General features: G+C 40.2%; 15 protein-coding genes. 8 read left to right on the top strand and 7 right to left on the bottom strand.

From position 1 onward, the window contains the following. Positions 1-14: 14 nt before the first annotated feature. The 3 genes from RI561_RS03385 to RI561_RS03375 form a co-directional block, all read right to left on the bottom strand. A complete protein-coding gene (locus RI561_RS03385) occupies positions 15-1268 on the bottom strand; it encodes a 6-bladed beta-propeller (protein ID WP_395078818.1) in 1254 nt (417 codons plus the stop codon). A 113-nt stretch (positions 1269-1381) separates the two neighbouring features. Then, positions 1382-3121: a M14 family metallopeptidase gene (locus RI561_RS03380; protein WP_395078817.1), complete on the bottom strand. Its 1740-nt coding sequence runs from the start codon at positions 3119-3121 to the stop codon at positions 1382-1384. 8 nt (positions 3122-3129) lie between these two features. After that, a complete protein-coding gene (locus tag RI561_RS03375; protein ID WP_395078816.1) occupies positions 3130-4776 on the bottom strand; it encodes a M14 family metallopeptidase in 1647 nt (548 codons plus the stop codon). 167 nt (positions 4777-4943) lie between these two features. On the opposite strand from RI561_RS03375, the gene RI561_RS03370 reads away from it, so the two are divergent. After that, on the top strand, positions 4944-6659 hold the full coding sequence (locus tag RI561_RS03370; protein ID WP_395078815.1) for a Na+/H+ antiporter NhaC family protein: 1716 nt from the start codon (positions 4944-4946) through the stop codon (positions 6657-6659). Positions 6660-6720: 61 nt separating this feature from the next. Next, positions 6721-7122: a hypothetical protein gene (locus RI561_RS03365; RefSeq protein ID WP_395078814.1), complete on the top strand. Its 402-nt coding sequence runs from the start codon at positions 6721-6723 to the stop codon at positions 7120-7122. A 1-nt stretch (position 7123) separates the two neighbouring features. Here the strand turns inward: RI561_RS03365 and RI561_RS03360 are convergent, their stop codons facing one another. Then, positions 7124-7894 carry an NRDE family protein gene (locus RI561_RS03360; RefSeq protein WP_395078813.1) on the bottom strand — a complete coding sequence of 257 codons (771 nt, stop codon included), beginning with the start codon at positions 7892-7894 and terminating at the stop codon, positions 7124-7126. Between the two features lie 82 nt (positions 7895-7976). Here RI561_RS03360 and RI561_RS03355 point away from each other — a divergent pair, with 82 nt between their 5' ends. Further along, entirely contained in the window at positions 7977-10580 is a 2604-nt protein-coding gene (locus tag RI561_RS03355; RefSeq protein WP_395078812.1) for a PP2C family protein-serine/threonine phosphatase, read from the top strand. Positions 10581-10669: 89 nt separating this feature from the next. After that, positions 10670-11365, top strand: a complete 696-nt coding sequence (locus RI561_RS03350; RefSeq protein ID WP_395078811.1) for a metal-dependent transcriptional regulator — start codon at positions 10670-10672, stop codon at positions 11363-11365. A 3-nt stretch (positions 11366-11368) separates the two neighbouring features. Here the strand turns inward: RI561_RS03350 and hisF are convergent, their stop codons facing one another. The 3 genes from hisF to RI561_RS03335 form a co-directional block, all read right to left on the bottom strand. Further along, positions 11369-12130, bottom strand: coding sequence for an imidazole glycerol phosphate synthase subunit HisF (hisF, locus tag RI561_RS03345; RefSeq protein ID WP_395078810.1), 762 nt, complete (start codon positions 12128-12130; stop codon positions 11369-11371). 15 nt (positions 12131-12145) lie between these two features. After that, positions 12146-12862, bottom strand: a complete 717-nt coding sequence (hisA, locus tag RI561_RS03340; RefSeq protein WP_395078809.1) for a 1-(5-phosphoribosyl)-5-[(5-phosphoribosylamino)methylideneamino]imidazole-4-carboxamide isomerase — start codon at positions 12860-12862, stop codon at positions 12146-12148. Between the two features lie 392 nt (positions 12863-13254). Further along, complete coding sequence (locus RI561_RS03335) at positions 13255-13803, bottom strand: REP-associated tyrosine transposase (protein WP_395078808.1); 549 nt, start codon at positions 13801-13803, stop codon at positions 13255-13257. A gap of 576 nt (positions 13804-14379) precedes the next feature. On the opposite strand from RI561_RS03335, the gene RI561_RS03330 reads away from it, so the two are divergent. From RI561_RS03330 to RI561_RS03315, 4 genes are all read left to right on the top strand, one after another. Then, the gene (locus RI561_RS03330; protein ID WP_395078807.1) at positions 14380-15090 is read left to right on the top strand and encodes an ABC transporter ATP-binding protein; all 711 of its coding nucleotides are present in this window, start codon (positions 14380-14382) and stop codon (positions 15088-15090) included. Between the two features lies 1 nt (position 15091). Continuing rightward, positions 15092-17635 carry an ABC transporter permease gene (locus RI561_RS03325; RefSeq protein ID WP_395078806.1) on the top strand — a complete coding sequence of 848 codons (2544 nt, stop codon included), beginning with the start codon at positions 15092-15094 and terminating at the stop codon, positions 17633-17635. Positions 17636-17855: 220 nt separating this feature from the next. After that, on the top strand, positions 17856-19031 hold the full coding sequence (locus RI561_RS03320) for a lipocalin-like domain-containing protein (RefSeq protein WP_395078805.1): 1176 nt from the start codon (positions 17856-17858) through the stop codon (positions 19029-19031). A 1021-nt stretch (positions 19032-20052) separates the two neighbouring features. Beyond that, positions 20053-21411 (top strand): OmpA family protein, encoded by a 1359-nt coding sequence (locus RI561_RS03315; RefSeq protein ID WP_395078804.1) that lies wholly within the window; start codon positions 20053-20055, stop codon positions 21409-21411. The last annotated feature ends 5 nt before the right edge of the window (positions 21412-21416 follow it).

The following is a 21416-nucleotide window of genomic DNA, read 5'->3' as shown; positions in this document are numbered from 1 at the left end:
TTTAGAGTATTAGGTTATTTTGGAGTTAGGTCAATAAGATACCGAGTAACTAATCTTGAAGCATCCTCCTCTTGGAATATATAGGTATATAAATAGCCATTCCTGATCTTCATAGTTTTCCCATTACCAATGTTTTGACTAACTTTCTCACCCGGCCAATTAAATTTAGCCAAAAGTTTACCCTGATTATTTAGAACCCACCATTCAAACTCTGTTTTGCTGTCGGTTTTAGTAGCTACCCAAATACGGTCTTTATCATCCACAATAAGGTTTTGAATAGCCGGCCAAAAATCAGGATAATCAACAGTTTGAGCTACGTCTTTCCATCTTTTTATTCCTTCTGGACTATTTTCCAAATATTCATCGTGCTTGTTAATAATATCATCTTTGTTTAATCGACTGTAATTGAATGGATAATAGATTGATCGTAGGTAGTTTCCATTAGTATCATGTACTTTTATTAAAAAATCTTCTGACCAAGCAGAAAATATTGTTCCATCTGCAGCTACATCCATCAGCGATTGATTCATAAAAGAGTATGTTCGTAAACTGGGACGGTTCCCAACATTTGAATAATAGTATTGATGAGGTGGACGGGAAAATATTTGTTCAGAAATGATTTCCCATTCGTTATTGAAAATGAAATACTTGGTATCTTTACGAATATCATTTTCTTGAATTAGTATTTGGTCTGCGAATCCTACTAAAAAATTTCCATCGTCACGTAGGTGAAAATCTAAAGGAGAGGCAGATCCCAAGTCTTCCATTTGTTTCAGGTAATTCGGGTGGGTATTAATGGTATCCAAAAGCTCAAAAGAGCTTAGAGAAAAAACACTTATTCGCTTCAAATGGTGGTCCAATACAAAGAGCTTGTTATTTAAGATGAATAGATTTTTGATAGCAATAAATTCGCCGGGACCTCTGCCATTTCTGCCAACGGTTCTTAAATAACTGCCATCCGGGTTGAATACATGGATTTTGCATTTACCGCGGGCTCCGTCAGCAATTATTACCCGGTTTTCTTCATCTGAAATGATGTCTGAAACATACGAAATATAAATGCTGTCACTTCCTCCAAAATCTTGTTCAGCAATGAGCTCTATCTCATATTCCGGTTCCGGGTCTTCAGGGTAAACAGTAAGATTAGTTAGATTTTTCGCGGATTCAGGAAGTTCTGATTTCTTGTCTTCGGTTGTTTCATTAGCACAGGCACTAATTCCGATTACTAGAAAGAGAAGAGCAAAATGTAGTTTTAGGAACGAATGCATGACCCAAAGATTTATCTTTACTAAATAAATAGTATCAATTTAGGAGATATGCAAATAAAAAAAAGGGACATGCATAAGCATATCCCTTTTAGAATTGAAGTAATTTAAAAGTATTAGTTACTCTTTGAAACAACTCCACCTTTTTGGCTATCCACGGTGATGGTATAATTGTTTCCACGACTGATGATCCATCTTACCGTTACAGAACCCATTCCCGGAACATTATCTACTTCCAATTTGCTTGGGTTTCGCTTTTGTTCGGTCGTTTGATTGAGGTCACGATTGTTTACAATCATTCCGGCTTCAACACGTGCACCGTCAATACTTACATAATTAGGCGGACTAATATTATTTCTCAAATCGTGACTGGCATGGGTGGGTATCATGCGGGTATTTGTAATAACAGCGGTTACCTCTTTTAATCCGCCGCCAAGATCTTTTTCAGAAATCTCATCAATTACAAGGTTTGGCGTGTGATAGGCATGATAAACAGTGAAGGCCATATTTCGGTGAGCCATCTGTTCCAATAAGAAACCGGGATGTGCACGACCGAAGGTCTTTTTAGTGCCTCCTATTTCAATTTCACCGTATTGTGGGTGATTGTACGGCTCCCACTCAACTAATGCATCATTAAATAACAGATGTTTGTTGAATTCATAAGAACCTGTTCGGGAGCGGTCTGTTTCGTTGAACATCTCAAAAGAAGTCCATAGCTCATTGGTGAATGTAAAAGCACCACGAATGCCATAGAACCAGTCAAGTTCACCACCGAATACAGAGTACAGATCTTGGTATACGATCAGGTAGTTGTATCCTGGCATGAGACGCTCTCCCATTTCACCCAAAGCATTGTACACTTGAACATCTTGTCGGTTATAAGTACCAACATCTTCGGCAGCACCCGGTCCACGTAGAATCATGCCTCCGCTGTTGTGGTAACTCTGAGCAGCGGCAATGTTTGGATGTTTCATTACAAAATCCTTAACAGCACGATTTTCCGGCAATGAGAACGGATATTTATGAGCTCCGCCCTGAATGTAATCCGGTTGCCATTTCCAGCCCCAGTCACGATTCGGATCATAATAGCCTTCGCCATCTTCGTTAATACGGCCGTCACCGTCGTTATCGAGACCTTCATAACCCAGTAGTTCGTATTCTCCGAATTGATCAGAACCAACACGCTGCATCAGTTCAGGATATTCTGGATGTTCAACAAATTGTCCACGTGGATTTTTCCGGCGCATCATGGTTATGCTTCCATCGCCATTCAGATCATCATAACCATCCTCATTGACTTCACCATCCAAATCGTTATCGATAGGTTTCACTCCTGAACGGGGTGAACTTGCTGTATTCGGTGCTTTAAAGAAGTTTTCGCGCCCATCAGGGTTGATGGTGGGAACGATGTAGAATGTTTTCTCATCCAATAACTGGGTAATGAAGTCATTATCGCCATACATCTCTGCTAAATACCATGCGGTATAAAGCGAAACTTCAGTTCCCTGTATTTCATTGGAGTGGATGTTACCGTCAATGTACATAGCCGGTTTACGATCAGCATTTCCTTCATTGAAATTAGTCACAGTCATTAGCCAGATATCCCGACCTTCATAAGATTTTCCAATGGATTCTCTTTTTATCAGGTTGGGATGAGCTTCAGCTAATGCAGCTGTTAATTCCGTAATGCCCTGGTAATCGTAATATTTATTCCAGCTGGCATGTACTTCAGGATTTGCAGGAGAACCTGCTGCGGGGAAAACCCCTTCGGTAACCTGGGCTTCAGCGGTTTGGTTCAACCCAAAACCGAGGCCCATGCATACAATTAATAATAAGGTGTATTTAATATTTTTCATGGCAATCACTATCTGATTGTTTGTTCAATGGTTGAAATTCCGGTGTTTGGTGCGCCGGCTGAAATGGTAAACGAACCGTTTCCTCGTACCAGCCAGGTTTGTGTTAAGGAGCCGTCTCCTTCTATTGATTCGATGGTTTCAAGAACATCGCCACTGACTAACTCCAAATTACCGGAGAGCTCAAGTTTAAGAATCACTTCTTTAACCCAGTTGGTTCGTTCACCCAATCTTGCAGCTGTTGGCAAAATTCCGCTATTGTGAACGTCTACTGAAATACGGGTTAAATTTCTGCCAGCTTCTTCTGTTTCAAAATTCACGAGCTGTACGTTGGGCTTCATGCCAGCAAGCTTGATTAAAAAGTCGGTATGTGACTCTGCAAGTGAGTCAACAGCACTGTAAGGAGGGTTGAAACTCACATAAGGTTTGATGCCTCCCACTTCGACTGTTTTATTTGGAAAGTCGGGGTGATTCACTTCTTGCCAGTCAACAAAAGCATCCATTCCTTGTTGTTCAGCCCAAACAAGGAACTTAGCATCAGTGGACTCAAATTTTTGTGAATTTCCTTCTTCGTCCATTACTTCAGGAACAGCCCAGCCCGGAGTGCTAAAGCTAAATCTGCCATAGTGAAAATAAGCCCACTGGAACAGGTCGCCCTGTTGACCGGAATTGGCTGGGGCATAGTCAAGGTTAGTAATTTCATTGTACGCTTCGGATACCAAGCTGTTTACAGCTACATCTTCTTCGTACCAACCGGTAATCACACGCTGACTTACTGCTCCACGATTAAATCGAAGGGGTGAACTCAAGTTATTGGCCGGGCCAAATGTAACCACTGAAAACACATTGGAAGCTTCCTCAAAAAGGAAATCCAATATAGCTCTTGTTTCAATTTGGGAAGCCATGTTTTCTCCGGCTCCGGGTTCAAAATAGGGGTAGTCAAAAGTGAAGTTCTTATTGATGTTGACTCCGCCTTCACCGTCTTCATTGAAGGCACCGTCTTTGTCGTTGTCCATGCCTTCAGTGAAAACATGATAATTCCCTTGCTCACCTTTAGTTATATCTGCTTGAGTCATTAAGCGATTGTCTTCTTCAAGCATCTTCCATTTGCCGGTCTCGTCTTCAACCCGCATCATAGTAATGAGATTGTCTCCATTCAGATCTTCGAAAGGATCCTCATCAAAAGCATCATCACGGTCTTCGTTGGTAGATATGGTGTTGACATCCCGTTCATATTTGAGATCTGCGAAGTAATGTTCTGTCGCATCAGGATTGAGGCGAGGAAATACATAAAAGGTCGTAGTTTCAAGCAACTCACTAACTTCATCAGTATTTGAGCGAGCGAGGAGTTTTTCGGCAAAAGTAAGTGCTAACTCACTCCCAAAAATATGAGAACCTTTCGCGCCGCCTACAACAGCAACAGCAGGATGATTTTCAATATCCCCGCTTCCGATTGTAAGGACCCAGATTTCCCTGCCATCAGCAGTTTCATCTAAAGATTCAAGGGATACAAGATCTCCATAATTAGAATTCAGTTGATTTAGCCGGTCCGTTAAGTCATTAAAATTACTGTAAGAACCTTGGGCAGATAGCATGGTCAATGAACCAAAAGTCCATATCAACACCATCAAAACCGAGCGTAGTATTTTATTTTTCATAAAGTGAATTTATTATTCCGATTGATATGCAAGAATAGTAACTCACATATACCTGCAATTCAAAGGGTAAACTGTTAAAAGTTAATAAGGCAGTCTAACATTGCATCTTGGATTTAATGGAATAGATGTTATTTTCTGAGCGGCTTTCAAAAACAATTAAATTGGATATGAAAAAGAAAATTGCAGTTCTAATCGGGATATGCTCGATATTGATTTTAGCATCTCAGCAGACTTGGGCTTTTGCCCAGGGTTCTGAATCGGTTTCTGGGTTTTTTGGAACCTGGGTTAGTCTGTTGCCACCTTTGCTGGCCATAGTTGTTGCTTTAACATTTAAGCAGGTTCTTTTTGCCCTTTTTATAGGCGTCTGGTCAGGTGCTTTTTTAAGTGGTGATTTCACATTTTCGTGGTTGTTTGGCAGCTTTTTTCATTCAATGACTGATTTTATCGTGCCGCAGGTAGCTGATGGAGGGCATGCAAGTATAATTGTTTTCACTCTTTTGATTGGCGGCATGGTTGGTATTATAACCGATAATGGGGGAACCAGGGGTGTTATAAAAGCAATTACGAGATTTATCAGAACCAAGAGACAGGGGCAGTTGGCCACATCACTTATGGGGTTTATTGTATTTTTTGATGACTATGCCAATACCATGGTAGTAGGAAATTCGATGCGTCCACTCACTGATAAACTTAGGATTTCACGTGCTAAGTTAGCTTATCTGGTTGATGCTACAGCAGCACCCATTGCAACAGTAGCTCTCATTAGTACATGGATAGGCGCGATGGTAGGATATATCGCAGATGCAGAAGAGAAAATGCCGAACTTTAATGAGGCTGCTTATTCTGTTTTTATAAGTTCACTGCCCTATAACTTTTACGCCTTCTTTACCATACTCTTTGTCATTTTGATTGCTGCTTCAGGAAGAGATTATGGAACCATGTTAAAGGCAAGAATTAATCTCTACAAGGCTAAGCATGATCCAGCTCTGGATACATACAACCTTTGGAAGGATAAAATTGAAAAAGATGAAGAGAAGAAAAAGCAATCTCACTGGCTAAATGCTGTACTACCGATCCTGACCTTGGTCATTGGAACTATAGCGGGGCTATTTGTAACCGGCAGTGGAGATTCTATTCAGGATATCATTGAATCAGCCGATTCTTATTTAGCACTTGTATGGGGAGCCATCGCGTCACTTGCTGTTGCAATTGTAATAACCATTATCCAAAAGTTACTTGATTCTGAAAACACCCTGGAAGGGATGATGAAAGGTATGTACACCATGTTTGATGGTTGTTTAATTTTGGTTTTGGCCTGGTCACTAAGTGCAGTAACTGTAGAAATGGGAACTGCAGAATATCTAATGCAGATATTTGGAGATTCATTGAACCCATTTTGGCTGCCTGCTATTGTTCTGCTACTGTCTGCACTGACAGCTTTTGCTACCGGATCAAGCTGGAGCACTATGGGGATACTTATGCCACTTGTGGTTCCTTTGGCCTGGGAGGTTGGTAACAACACCGGTATCGAAACCGCTCTAACGCTGGAGATTATCTATGCAAGTGTAAGTGCTGTACTTGCTGGTTCTGTATGGGGCGACCATTGTTCTCCAATATCTGATACAACCATTTTAAGTTCTATAGCCACACAATGCGATCACGTAGAGCATGTCAATACGCAATTGCCCTATGCAATGACAGTTGGGTTAATCAGTATAGCTGCAATGATAAGTGCATTGGTATTAAATGTACCTATATGGATCATTTACATTGTAGGCATACTATTAATTGTTGGCATCATTTATAAGTTCGGTAAGGTTCCTGATCCTGCAGATTATACCCCTGAAGGTAAACAAGCAGCCGTCACCAGCTTGGATGGGTAGAGCTATTTAATTAGATTGGTTTATTAAATAATGGGGTTAACCGGCACATAAATCTATCGTTATGAAGAATTTATATATCCTTATCCTACTTTTTTTATTCGCAGGGTGCAGTGTTTTTGAAAATGAGCAAAGCATTCCGCTCGACTATACCGGAGAATGGCAATGGATTGAAAGTACTGGAGGAATTTTGGGTATGAGGATTGATGCAGACTCAGTTGATTATACCCAAACGCTCCAGATTTTAGAGCAGAATATAGTGAAATGGTACTTAGATGGGGAATTATTGCAAGAATATCGTGCTGAAAAGTCAAACAAAAAAGATATGGATGTTGAATATATCCTAAAACCAATTAATGCCGGAGAGCACGGAAATATGATTAAATCAATACTTGGTATACAGAATGGAAATCTTATTTTGATGGACGAATGTGCGGATTGCTTTATTTATACATTCAAGAGATAGTTTAGGACTCAATACGGAAATGCTGCTCACTACTAAGCTTAGTGGTTCCCGGTTCATAGCTTCTCTCTGTAAAATCAATGTTACCTTCTTTATCAATTAGCAGAACGGTAGAACAACGGGAGCCATAATTCTCCGTTTTAATGAAAATTGAGGAAACAGCTTTTTCCAAATCTTTCGGTATTCCGGTTACAGGAAGCTCCTCTTCATTAGCTTTAGTTTCATCTAAGAGCAGTTCAAAAAGTTGTTCCTTTTTAAAATGATTGGCTGAGATTATTTCAGCAAGCTTGTCTTTTGCTCTTTCTACTTTGGGCCACTTCGTATCAAGCAGTGCGTTACTGATTCCATGGATGCCCGGTTCAATATTGGTAACTTTTTTATTCTGGTTTGAGTAGTGATAAAATCCCTTTGAATCCCACAATAACAAATTAAACCCATTATATTGTTGTGCTTTTTTCGAGACTTCCTGAAGATAATCCATCCCATTTTTGGAGTTCTTTAGATAATCAAGAACAAGTTCACCGCGGGTTGGGGGATTTTCTCTTGTAATACTCGTATCACGGTAATTTGTTAAAGTACCCCAACGGCCATCTTTATGTACTCCCAACCAGGTACCTCCGCCTTCTAAATCCTTGCCGGCCAATATCTCAGGATAGCCTCCCTTATTCCAAAATTGAGCTTTTCGGGTAGGACGTTCATAAAATTCATCCCGGTTTCCTGCTAAAATCAAACTATATTTGGGATGTTCTTTGTAAGCAAAAGCGATCAAACACATAGGTGAATTCCTGCAATTTCGAAATTTTAAAGAATCTAAGGATATTTATGAAACCTAATCTAAGTTTTTCGTAAAGTAAGATATGCAACAGGGTAAAAAACTCTTTAGGGACTTAATAATACTGCTACTCGGAGTAGTCGGGATAGGAGTGTTTTTTTATTCATTCTCAATACATCATCCATTTTCAATGGGTGAAATTGAAAGCAGTAAAGAACGTATAGTTGAACGGGCGAACGGAATATTCCAAAACAACCACTACCAGGATTTTGATATTTTACCGACGGTTCAGTTTGGTACTTCAAATCAGCTTATAGATTCTTTACAAGTAAAATGGGGTATAAAAGAACTTAAGAAACGGACAGAAAATTCAGAATTTCTACAAAAAATACCATTAATGAGATGGTACGCTCAGGGAATAAGTACTCAGACCGGAGATGGGGCACCCCAGGTTCGAATAGAGTTAAGTACCACTGAAGAGTTAGTGCGATTTACCGTTAATAATGAACTTATAACACGACAGCGGCCTTACAACCGGTTTGCCATACGGTCTGTTTTTGAGGATCAGATGACCGGCTACTCGCGTGCTACAGAAGATTCATTGGTAACAGCCCTGGTAAATTTTCAGCATTTAAATACGGAAGAGCCATCAGGCGGACAATTTGATCAAATATTAAATCGAATTCGTGCGAATGATCTTGAGACCAATGCAAGAATTTATTCTGAGGAGAACATTCAAAAGCTTGCCTCTTATTACATAGAACAATTGGTGTGGACAAATTTTGATTTTCAGCAAGACTCTACCCATGTGATGGACGAAGCAGGGATTCGCTTTGCGAAAACGTTCTGGAGTGTGGAAGATCCGGATAGTGATGTAAGAGTGACATTGACTGCAGAGGTTATGCCGGCCGGAGCGTTAAAATCTCTTGATTATGAAATGTTTCCCCAAATTAACTCAGGTAATGGTATATACAGTGATATCCTTGAAACGGTATCCCTGTTTGTATTGCTGATTTTTGCGATATGGCTCTTATTCATTTTCTATTTGCGTATAAAAGCCCGAGCCATTGATACTAAACCCGCTATGGTAATTGCGGTGTTGGCAGGATTTATAGTTCCCGGAATATGGCTGCTCCAGTTTATCAATAACGTGGCTTTCGATATTGAAAACGGTTCTCAACTCATTGATAATTTTTTAGGTCTTGCAGTATTAGGGGCAATTAGTGCGGTGGGCTTTTTTGTGATAACAGCCGTCAGTGATTCTATCACTCGTCAATATTGGGCAGCGAAACTGAAAACCTGGGACTTGGTAAGACAAGGCTTGTTTTTAAATAAACCGGTTGGATGGGATATTATAAATTCAGTTGCTATAGGGGGAATACTGTCGGGTGTGGCAGGAGTTTTTATTTGGATATTTTCTGCATCCTACATCCCCGCAGATGCCGGGTTCATTTCGGATAACTACATTTTGCCATCCGTAGCGAACTTATTGGTAACAACAAGTTTGGACTTATTGATTGTAATAACGGTCTTCCTGATTCTTGGTAACCAAATGAAAGGAATGGTGAAAAATGAATGGGCCATACCCGTGATGAGTGCTCTGCTGTTTTGCCTGCTGGATATCATGCCATTTGAGATTGAACCGGATGCTTATGACCGGATTTTACGAGCTATCGTGGGTTTTATTCTGGGATATTTTTACTTGCGGTATGATTTCCTGACGATCGTTTTTGGTTTCTTTGTTTTCCTCAATTTCCTAAGTACTTCAAAAGGATGGGTTATTAACGGCTCACCAGATGCTAATACCTTTTATCTTTTTATTTTAGTTTTATTGTCAGCCACCGTATTAGGAATATACTTTGTGCTGAAAGGAAGCAACCGGGAAGAATTACCCGAATATATTCCGGACTATATTGAAGACCAAGCCAAAGAGCAACGATTAAAGCAGGAACTCTCTATAGCACGGGAAGTTCAGCAAACTTTTTTACCCTCAAAAATCTACCGTTTGCCGGGTATTGATATAGCAGGAGTTTGTATCCCTGCACAAGAAACCGGTGGCGATTATTACGACATGATTCCCCTGGGAGAAAAACGTACGGCATTAGCCATTGGTGATGTGAGCGGAAAAGGAATTCAGGCTGCTTTTTACATGACCTTCACCAAAGGAGTGCTGCACAGTTTAAGTACCCTGATTCTCTCTCCGGTAGAATTGCTCAATCAGCTCAATCGTTTGTTTAATGAAAACGCTACCCGGGGAACTTTTATATCTATGATCTATGGGATATTAGAAGCCGACAAAAGACAATTTACTTACGCACGAGCAGGACATAACCCCATGTTGGTGGTTCGTGCTAATGGCGACACTGAATGGCTAAAACCGGATGGTGTTGGAATTGGAGTAACTAAGGGTGACAAATTCATTCGAAATACAAAAGAAGATACACTAAAGCTTGATGAGGGTGACGTGGTTATCATGTACACCGATGGCATCACCGAGATGCTAAATTCGGGCAAGGGTTTTTATGGAGAAAATAGATTAGAAAAATTAGTTAAAGGTATTCGGACGGCCTCTTCAGAAAAAATTCTGGAGATTATTGTCGAAGACGTTAAAGACTTCAAAGGGGTTGCCAAACAACATGATGACATGACTTTAGTTATTATAAAAGCAGATGCCTCAGTAAATCAATAGAATTGTTATATTTTAGTTCTATGAGACCCTTTTGTTATTTGGTTTAACCTCAAAAGGCATCCTAAAAAGAATTTCATCAAACACTAATCGTGCAAGAATCTATTAAAAACAGCCTGGGACTCAGCCAATCGGTAGAGGACTATCTCAAAATCATATACGTACTCCAGTCAGAAGGTGATGTGGCTTCCACTACCAATATCGCAAAGGCGATGGATGTATCCTCTGCATCGGTCACGAACATGCTGAAAAGGCTCGCTAAGTTGAATTTATTGGAACATGAGTCATACAAGGGAGCAAAACTTACATCAACCGGGAATAAAATAGCGTTAGAAATATTACGCCATCATCGGTTATTGGAACTGTACTTAAAAGAAGTAATGGGTTATTCCTGGGACGAAGTTCATGATGAAGCCGAGATGCTGGAGCACCACATATCCGAACAATTTGAAGATCGCATTGCTGAACTGCTGAATCATCCCACACACGATCCACATGGTGATCCTATTCCCTCAAAAGACGGGGTAATGCCAGAAATGGCACAGTTATCAATATCTGAGGCAGAAGAACACACGCCGTATATTATCGGCAGGGTAAAAGATCAAGACCCGGAGTTGTTACGATATCTTGAAAAAATTGGCTTGATACCGGGGGTGAAAATTGAAGTGATTGAAAAAGCCCCATTTAGCGGACCGCTAAAAGTGATGATCGAAGATGAGGAGGAGCAAGTAATTGGGCAGGCTGTAGCCAGTGACGTTTATCTTGTAGACTTAGAAGAAGAAATATAAGAATTATTCAACGGGTCGCACTTCTATTCCCGATTGCCTCATTTTGTCTTTGAGATCTTTGATCTCAATTTCTTTGAAATGGAAAATGCTTGCCGCCAAAACCGCATCGGCATCAGCTAATTTTACGGCATCAATACAGTGTTGGACTGAACCTGCACCTCCACTCGCAATCACGGGAATTTTTACCAATTCATTTACTTTTTTGAGCAGCTCTACATCAAAGCCTGACTTTGTGCCGTCTCGGTCCATGCTGGTAAGTAAAATTTCTCCGGCTCCCCGCTTTTCCACTTCCTGCATCCATTCAATGGCGTCGAGTCCGGTGTCTTCGGTTCCACCTTTAATGTACACATTCCAGCTGCTATCATGTCTTTTTGCATCAACAGCAGCTACGATGGCTTGGGCTCCAAAAGTATCAGAAGCTTTATTTATCAGATCCGGATTTTTGACGATGCTGCTATTTAAAGAAACTTTATCAGCCCCGGATTTCAACAATTCTTCAATTTCTTCAACAGATTTAATTCCACCGCCCACCGTAAATGGAATATTGATTTCTGCTGCAATTCTCTTAACCAGATCTACTAATGTTTTTCGTTTTTCAAGAGTTGCTGTAATATCCAAGAAAACAAGTTCATCGGCGCCTTCTTCACTGTAGCGTTTAGCCAGTTCAACGGGGTCTCCGGCATCTCTGAGTCCTTTAAAATTTACGCCTTTAACGGTTCGGCCGTTTTTAATATCGAGGCAGGGGATAATTCTTTTAGTAAGCATATAATGGTGATACAGCTAATCGTTGAATTTTCTCATTTCATCTAATGAAATTCGCCCCTCATAATAAGCTTTTCCGACGACGACTGCATCTATGTTGGCGTCATTAAGAATGTTGAGGTCCTCCAAAGAAGAAACCCCGCCGGAAGCTATTAACTGGATAAAAGGAAAACTCTTTTTAAGATCATGATAAAGATCAAAGTTTGGGCCTGTGAGGGTTCCATCTTTGGAAATATCCGTACATAAAACTTCTTGCAGTCCGTGGTCAATCATACGGCCAAGAAAAGACTCAATAGGTTCTTCAGCAGTTTCCAGCCAGCCAGAATAGGCAATTTTTCCGTCTTTGAGATCCATGCCCAAAATCATGTTTTCGGGGAATTGCTTGAGTGCTTTCAACCAATCTTCTTCATTCTTGATAGCCATAGAGCTGCAAATCACTTTAGAAAGTCCGGCATCTAACAGCATTTCTACATCTTCAAAGGTGCGAATACCCCCACCGGTCTGTACTGAAATTCCAAGCTCATTTATAATTTGTTTTATGTGAGGGAGGTTGAGGAATTTACCTTCTTTGGCACCATTTAGATCTACAACGTGGATATGCTCAAACCCGGCTTCCTTGAATTTTTTAGCCTGATTGACGGGAGATTTATCGTACACAGTAACTTCATCATAGGCGCCTTTATGAAGGCGGACTGCGTCACCGTTTAAAAGATCGATTGCTGGAATTGTTTGCATGGGGATTACTCAATTCAATATTATTTCGTTTCAAAGGTAGGGGTTAACGAATTGAGAATCATGAAAAAGATGGCTGGTAATAACTAAGTGAAAAAATAGGCGCGTAGAATAGTAATTAAGTCTAGGTTTTATGATTAGCTCAACTCATTATTTAAGATATCGGATTTTATAAAAACATTGCACAAGCGTGACGCTTGCGCTAGGAGGTAGGACGACTTGGGACAAAGTATAGTGTGACTTGGGGGCAGGTGTATAGTGTGACTTAAGCCATAGATGGGAATATGAAATACAAATTCATATTGAGATGGGAAACGAAGTACATATTTACCAAGGAGAATGAAGTACAAAACACCAAGTCCTGGTTCAAGCGTAGCGCTTGGACCAATTTTGAGCTATCTTAAAATTTCGATATCTACAAGTCCTTTTCGCCCATTATAATCTACAGCACTGCTATAAGGCCATTCTATTGGGTGATCAACTAACCCGGCTTTAACAGGATTATAATGGATATAATTTAACTTTTGCTCAGCAATTTTTTCTGAAAACAATTCTTGGGGGTGGTTGTGTTGTTGCCAAAGTTGCCAATCTTTATTGTTGGAATTTGCTGCTCCTGCTTTTAGCATTTCTTTATAAATTTTAGAGATTTTTACGTTTCTTCTATTTTTGAACATCTTTTTTCTGATTTTTCTTGAAGTAAAACTTTTGAAATCTCTGATAATGTTTTGCATCGGTTGGTCTTGAGTGCCAATTATAAGATGTATATGGTCATTCATGATACACCAAGCATAAATAATTAGCCCTTTGTTTTCCTGACAAAATTTTAAACTATCAATAAGAATTTGACAGTATTCTGGCATTCGGAATATTTTGAACCACTTTATAACTGAACAAGTGATAAAGTATACTTGGCCCTGATCTAAAAATTTATTTTTCCTACTCATAGTCAGTGTTTTTATACAGTAAGAGCAGTTCCAGGGAAATTCCTTACAAAATTTTTTATTTAAAATAAATTGAGGCAAATAAAGCTGGAATTAATGACTACTTGGTTCAAGTATAGAGATTGGACCAATTCTTCTTTTTGTTAAGACCTCGGATTCCTATAAAAACATTGCACAAGCGTGACGCTTGCACTAGGAGGTAGTGCGACTTGGGACAAAGTATAGTGCGATTTGAGGGCAGGTGTATAGTGTGACTTAAGCCATAGATGGGAAACGAAGCACATATTTACCAAGGAGAATGAAGTACAAAACACCAAGTCCTGGTTCAAGCGTCTCGCTTGGACCAATTGTTTGGTAAGGCAATTGTATTCCTCAAAGACACGGCACAAGCGCGACGCTTGCGCTAGGGGTAGATTAGGCTATATACCTTCAATCATGTCTATCTCTTAGTCCAAGCATTTTGCTTGCACAAGCGAGTAGAGAAAACTAAGGATTAAAGAATCATCATAAATCAAAAAGCAGGAACAATTAATAAACTCAAGGTGTTTGGTCGACGCAATTAAGATTCAAAACAACCGAATGAAGAAAAGTTCACACATCTATTTAAAAAATCTTACCAAAGAATACCAAGAGGGAGAAAAAACCCGAAAAGTACTCGATCAGTTAAATCTCAATGTTGCTGAGGGAGAAATGATTGTGCTATTGGGACGATCTGGTTCCGGTAAAAGCACATTACTTAATTTAGTAAGTGGTATCGATAAACCTGATGCAGGTGAGATTAAAATAGGCGATACGAACCTTGGGGAGCTAAATGAGAAAGACCGAACCTTATTCAGAAGAAAAAATATTGGCTTCATATTCCAGTCTTTCAATTTAATATCAACACTCACTGCAAAAGAAAATGTGTTACTGCCCTTAAAGCTTAAAGGAGATACGGATGAAGAAGCCGGTCAAAAAGCAGATACTTTTCTAAAGGAAGTTGGGTTAGGGGATAGAGGAGATAGTTATCCCGATCGTCTTTCGGGGGGAGAGCAGCAACGGGTGGCCATTGCCCGGGCTTTAGCTCACGCACCTATGTTGATACTGGCAGATGAACCTACCGGCAACCTCGATTATGAAACCGGCGCCACCATACTTGATATGTTGAACAAACTGGTCCGGGAAAATAACAGAACCATTATTCTTGCCACTCACGACCGGGATATATGTAAAATTGCTGATCGGGTTTTGGAGATTCGAGGTGGAACGCTGTCGCCGGTTGAAGATTTATCAGAAATGACAGGGTCCTGAAATGAATAAGAATACGAATTTGCTGTGGCTATCCAGCCTCAGATTTTTACTTCGTCATCCGTGGCACTTTGCATTATCCATCTTAGGTGTTGCGTTAGGTGTTGCAGTTGTTGTGTCCATTGATATATCTAATAACTCGGCTAAAACCGCTTTTTCATTGTCTACCGAAGCCGTAACCGGTAAAGCCACACATCAGATAAAAGGAGCGGCAGAAGACCTCGACGATGATATTTACACGGATGTGCGAATTAAAGCAGGAATACGAAAATCTGCCCCGGTAGTGGAAGGCTATGCACGGGTAGAAGGGGTGAACCGAATGTTCCAGGTGTTAGGTGTTGATCCCATTGCCGAGGCCCCGTTCAGAGATTATGCCAGCCAGGAAGCCGGAATAGAACTTTCTGAGTTTATAAGCGGGAAAAACACAGGTATGATTACCGAAACAGTAGCTCAGGAATTATCAACAGAAATTGGAGATTCGTTAGATATATCGGTCGGTGGGCGATCTTTTAATATTCAGCTTGTCGGGGTGATTGAAACCAAAGATGACCGAAGTGAAAAGGCCTTACAAAGCCTGCTTGTAGTTGATGTAAACACGGCTCAACGGTTATTTGATATGAAGGGCGAGCTGTCTCGCATTGATCTAATTTTGCCGGAAAATTCAGACGATAAAATTCAGCAATTACAATCGGTTTTACCGGATGGAGTTGATGTCATTCGTTCCGATTCCCGAACGGAGACCGTGGCTCAAATGACCCGGGCGTTTGAATTCAATTTACAAGCTTTAAGTTTATTGGCACTATTAGTCGGGATGTTTCTGATCTACAACACCATGACTTTCTCGGTAGTACAACGTCGCCCAATCATAGGCCGAATGCGAGCCCTTGGAGTTACAAAAAATGAGATACTGTTTGTAATCCTAAAAGAAGCGTTGCTAATTGGTATTTTAGGAACTTTAATTGGAATAGCAGCGGGTATTGTACTGGCACAGGGTTTGGTGAAGTTAGTTACACAATCCATCAACGACCTCTACTTTGTACTATCTGTGCAAGAGCTAACCATTGATGCTCCGGCATTGATAAAGGGAATTTTGTTGGGATTAGGAGCGACCTTATTGGCTTCATTCTGGCCGGCGCGGGAAGCTTCCCAAGCTGAAGTAACCACCGTATTGAAAAGATCCTCAAGTGAATCAAAGATAACCTCTCGCATATATAAACTCGCCGGATTCGGTTTGGCAGGGGGACTGACAGGATTTGGTATACTTTACATCCCGGGAGGAGGGATTGCTGCAGGATATACTTCGCTTCTATTTATGATCATAGGGTTCTCTCTCATAATTCCACTCATGATGGTTGGCTTGGCGAAGTTATTCAGGCCTGTATTTGGAACATTCAATGGATTGATTGGGAAAATGTCGGTACAGGGAGTGATTACAGAACTCAGCCGAACATCGGTAGCTATAGCCTCATTGGTAGTAGCGGTTGCAGCCACGGTTGGTGTCGGTGTGATGGTTGACAGTTTTAGAACAACTGTGGTTTCTTGGCTTGAAGCACAACTCGAAGCAGATATTTATGTTCAGCCACCAAGTTCCGTATCTCGTTTTGCCGATGCTACTTTAGTTCCTGAACTTTCAACCTTACTAAAAGGAACAGAGGGAATTGCGGAATCTCATACGGTAAGAAGCATAGATGTGAGAACCAATTTAGGAGATGATAACTTAGTGGCCATCAACCAGGGAGCGACGGCAAGAAATACCTACCAACTAAAAGAGGGTTCTGAAGACTTTTGGCAGCGATATAGCAGTGAAGACATCCTGATGGTTTCAGAAGTGTATGCCTATCGGAATGCAGTAGGGTTGGGAGATTCAATTTTTGTTCAAACCGATGAGGGGAGAAGGGGATTTGAGATCCGGGCTATTAACTTTGATTATGCATCAGATATTGGAACCATTACGATGAGTCGCCAGGTATATAATCAATATTTTGATGATGAGGCCATATCAGGATTAGCTCTTTATGTAGAAGACGACGTGGTTGTTGATGAAATGGTAGAGCAGCTAAGAGCGAAATCAGCCGGTATTCAGGATATATTTATTCGTTCCAACAAAGGACTTAGAGAAGCTTCCATAGAAATTTTTGACCGGACCTTCACTGTGACGGTTGTTCTTCGGATATTAGCAATTATAGTAGCATTTATTGGTGTGTTAAGTGCATTGATGGCCCTTCAGCTTGAGCGATCTCGTGAACTGGCCGTACTTCGAGCCAATGGTATGACCCCGGGACAACTTTGGAATTATGTAATCAACCAAACAGGTGTGATGGGGATTATGGCCGGTATTTTTTCTGTTCCCCTTGGATTGTTGATGGCCTATGTATTGGTCTATGTGATTAACCTTAGATCATTTGGATGGACGTTGCAATTTATGATCTCAGCCGAGGTTTTGATTCAAGCAGTATTCTTGGCAGTTGTTGCGGCATTACTGGCCGGACTGTATCCATCCTGGAAAATGGCGAAAGCAAATCCCGCTGATGCATTGAGAAATGAATGAGCTGTGAAAAGTAGTAATCGATTAAAATTTGTCAATAGTTTAGATGACCAATTTATATCTATACTTGCAATCAGAATTTGCCACCAAGACACTAAGCCACTAAGAATCACAACGAATAAATTAATTTCAGTTTTCACACTTGGTGAAAATTCGTGCCCTTGTGACTTTGTGGCCATAAAAAAGAAGGAAAAGCACATTGTAAATTAAAAAGTAAGAAATCATGAAAAAACTTTATTGGGTTGTACTGGCAATAACATGTGTTGCAGGAATTGTATGGTTTTGGCCGGAAAAGGACCAAGAGATAAACACCTCCGTATCCGTTGCAGAGGCAATGGGAGGTGGTGATAACGAAGGTTATTTGCGAGCCACAGGTCCACGTGAGTTTATTTTTCCTGAGGATCACGGCCCACACCCCGGTTTTAGAACCGAATGGTGGTACTACACCGGAAACGTATTTACGGAAGAAGGCCGGCAATTTGGATATCAGTTTACCATTTTCAGAAGTCAGCTAAATCCACCGGATTCCAATGAGACCGCAGAAGCTTTTGGAGAAGAATGGAACACTGATCAGCTATATCTTGGGCATTTCGCCATTTCCGATGTGGAAAATGAAGACCATGTATTTGAAGAACGATACAGCAGGGGAGCGGCAGGACTTGCAGGTGCGCAAACAGAACCATACCGAATATGGCTGGAAGATTGGGAAATTAAACGGATAGATTCAGAGGGTAACAACGATAAAAACTTTTCGGTAAGCATTCGCGCTAAAATGGAAGATGAAACAGCTCTCAATCTCAAATTTACTCCTTCCAAGCCCTTAGTTTTACAAGGAGAAGACGGGTACGATCCTAAAGGACCTGAAGAAGGTAACGCTTCCTATTATTTAGCTTTTACCCGGATGGCTACAGAAGGCACTATAACAAAAGACGGAAATGAATTTGAAGTCTCCGGTTCCAGCTGGATGGATCATGAGTGGAGTACTTCAGCTTTGGGTGAGGAGCAAGAGGGATGGGATTGGTTTTCCATACAGCTGTCCAATGGGTATGACTTAATGTATTATCAGCTCAGAAATAATGATGGTTCGGTAAGTGAGTTTACAACCGGTTCAGTAATAGATCCGGAGGGAAACAAAACGACCATAGATCCAAGTCAGGTTGAAATTACAGTAGAAGAAAGATGGGAAAGTCCACATAGTGGGGCAGTGTATCCTTCAGCTTGGAATATCAAGATACCTTCAGAAAACTTAAACCTTCAGCTCAATACTTTATTCCCAGACCAAGAGATGGATGTCTCCGTTCGGTATTTTGAAGGAACTCTATCGGTGAAGGGAGAGATAAATAATCAAGAAATTTCAGGTACCGGTTTTATAGAGATGACGGGGTATGATGAATCGTAGTGTACTTATTTAAGACCTGCTCAGCTTAATTTTAGAGTAATCACCGAGATCTATGACGTGCTGGGACGACAAGTACAGGTATTAGTAAATGGAAGTCAGTTTGTGAAAATAAAACAAATGATGCTCATCAAGTAAGTTTAGGAAAAGTTCTGGATAAAGATCCGCAGAGTTCAGCAAGACAGCCCTGTGGGTTTTCTCTATCCAAGAGGATATAAAAGGACTATTGAGCCGAGAAAAGCAAATCTCAAAGTAAAGAATCGTTACAACAGCGGAGCTGATTATCCTTCTGCCTGGCAAATGAATATTCCGTCTCAGAATAAAGTTCGAATTTGGCGACTTTGTTCGAAGATCAAGAAATGGGTTTATAGAGATGAGAGGCTACGGGGGAAGAAAGGGGTTTGTAGTTGGATAAAAAATCTGAATTCAAAGACTATTTCGGGGAAAATACCAAGTAATACTTGATACTGTTTTAGCTTCAAATCTCATTCTTTCATGTATAATATTAAATTTATTGATGTTTTAAGTTCTGAAAAATTATTCTAAGCCAATCTTCTGAACTAACATATAAAAAAAGATTAAAGCTCAAGTGGTCTGGTTTATTCAAATTTTTTTATATGAAAAGATTCTAACATTTATAGAGCAGTCTATATTAAATAAATACAATTATTTATTCAATTTTATAGATATAATTATAAGGGTTAAAATCTTCTTTTGTACAATTCTGATTTTACAAAATGGGATAAGCTTTAAAACAAAAAAAGACAATAAGATTACCAGTAAGATTATCAGGTAGTTTGGCAAAACTGGTAGTAATATTTGTCTCCTGATTACAGGGAACATTAAGGATGAATCAAAATACGTTGGTTTGAAAATTTTAAATACAGCTTTACTACTATTATTTGGTATATTTATATTTGGATCAGGGGTCAGTAATGGTCAGTCTTTTGAAGAGCTTTTCTTCAATTCTCCCGGATTGCAAGTGGGAATGTAACAAGGACAAACTGATTTCAATGATCAGGGGTTGAACTACCAATTTCGTATATACAATCGCTACCAATTTGAATCGGGACGATTTGGGGAGATTAGCATTTCTTCCGGTATTGTTTCTGGATTAGGCTATCGTAGTCAGCTTACCCCAATTGATTATCGCATTGGTCAGCCGTTAACAGATCTCTTTATTTTTGAAAGACAAAGTCCACTGTATTTCTATGCAGGGGCAGGGAAATTTTATAATAGGCCTTTAGAAGTAGTCGCACCTGAAGATCCATTAACAAGAGAGATGGGAAGTGGTCTTCCTGTAACTTCTTTCTGGGACTTTGAAGGAGGTTTTGCCCCATTCGTTCCGGTAGGTTTTGCACTCGAAATCCCTCTCGAATTGGGAGCTCGTATGACGATTTCAGCCGGTTATAATCAAACTATAAGTGGCCTGAAGTTCAATGATAACGAGGTACCAAAGGGGTTTTGGGGAGTTTCTGTGGGACTGAATTTATGGAAGACAAAACCCCGGCACGAACCTCCATCATATACACCACCTGCTGTTCAACATGTTTCTCGGAATCATTTGGTAAGTACAAATTTAGCTCCTTTTGAGCCTAATGCAGTTAGCATTTCAGAAATCATATTAGATGGATTAAATCGTAGAAGTGTTAATTTTGATGTTTTGTCTTCGCAGATTCAAACGGAAGATTTGAATTGGCTTTCAAAGGTAAGTATGGTTCTTGCCATGAATCCTCAACAGAAGATCCATATAAAGGGACATGCAAGTACGACCGGTAGTAGTCATGTGAACCAATTGGTATCTGAGAGCAGGGCTAGGGCAGTTTGGTTAGCATTGTTAGAATCAGGTGTAGATCCTGATTTTATTACATACAGTTGGTTTGGTGATGATCAGCCTATTCAAAGTGACGAAACCGAAGAAGGACAATATCAAAATCAACGTGTTGAGTTTGAAATCCAGCCTGTTAGTAAAACGGAGAAATCCCAGACAAATTTTGTGAAAAGCAGGTTAGAATTTTCTATCAATGAACCGTTGTCCATTTCTGAAAACCTGCGCTTGAATTTGCTTGAACTAAGCAATGAAAACGCACATCAAACTTTAGCCAGGGTTGCGGGTTTAATGAAGATGCACCCCGATTTAAGCTTATTTGTGCTGTCAAAAAGTATTGGAGAAGGTGGTCCAAGTCTTACTCAAGAACTGGAAAAAGCTCGCTCCGAAAAAATTAAAGCGCAGCTGATAAAAGAGGGGGTCTCTGCTAATCGCATTATAGCCTACAATCCTTATAAAGATAATCTCCCTCAAACCCTGAAAAATTTAATTTCAACTGAGGTTAGCCAACAAAACCTGATTATTCCATTAAAGACCTCCGATTTAAAAGAATAACTCCT

Origin of the sequence: Gracilimonas sp. (assembly GCF_031581265.1) — a bacterium.
In the GTDB taxonomy this organism is placed as follows: domain Bacteria; phylum Bacteroidota; class Rhodothermia; order Balneolales; family Balneolaceae; genus Gracilimonas.
This window is presented reverse-complemented; position numbering and strand designations above follow the sequence as displayed.

Coding starts and splice junctions, on each gene's coding strand:
- hisA (WP_395078809.1), bottom strand. CDS start 12,862: ATGCAAACAATTCCAGCAATCGATCTTTTAAACGGTGACGCAGTCCGC.
- RI561_RS03335 (WP_395078808.1), bottom strand. CDS start 13,803: ATGAGTAGGAAAAATAAATTTTTAGATCAGGGCCAAGTATACTTTATC.
- RI561_RS03375 (WP_395078816.1), bottom strand. CDS start 4,776: ATGAAAAATAAAATACTACGCTCGGTTTTGATGGTGTTGATATGGACT.
- RI561_RS03370 (WP_395078815.1), top strand. CDS start 4,944: ATGAAAAAGAAAATTGCAGTTCTAATCGGGATATGCTCGATATTGATT.
- RI561_RS03320 (WP_395078805.1), top strand. CDS start 17,856: ATGAAAAAACTTTATTGGGTTGTACTGGCAATAACATGTGTTGCAGGA.
- hisF (WP_395078810.1), bottom strand. CDS start 12,130: ATGCTTACTAAAAGAATTATCCCCTGCCTCGATATTAAAAACGGCCGA.
- RI561_RS03355 (WP_395078812.1), top strand. CDS start 7,977: ATGCAACAGGGTAAAAAACTCTTTAGGGACTTAATAATACTGCTACTC.
- RI561_RS03365 (WP_395078814.1), top strand. CDS start 6,721: ATGAAGAATTTATATATCCTTATCCTACTTTTTTTATTCGCAGGGTGC.
- RI561_RS03325 (WP_395078806.1), top strand. CDS start 15,092: ATGAATAAGAATACGAATTTGCTGTGGCTATCCAGCCTCAGATTTTTA.
- RI561_RS03380 (WP_395078817.1), bottom strand. CDS start 3,121: ATGAAAAATATTAAATACACCTTATTATTAATTGTATGCATGGGCCTC.
- RI561_RS03360 (WP_395078813.1), bottom strand. CDS start 7,894: ATGTGTTTGATCGCTTTTGCTTACAAAGAACATCCCAAATATAGTTTG.
- RI561_RS03385 (WP_395078818.1), bottom strand. CDS start 1,268: ATGCATTCGTTCCTAAAACTACATTTTGCTCTTCTCTTTCTAGTAATC.
- RI561_RS03330 (WP_395078807.1), top strand. CDS start 14,380: ATGAAGAAAAGTTCACACATCTATTTAAAAAATCTTACCAAAGAATAC.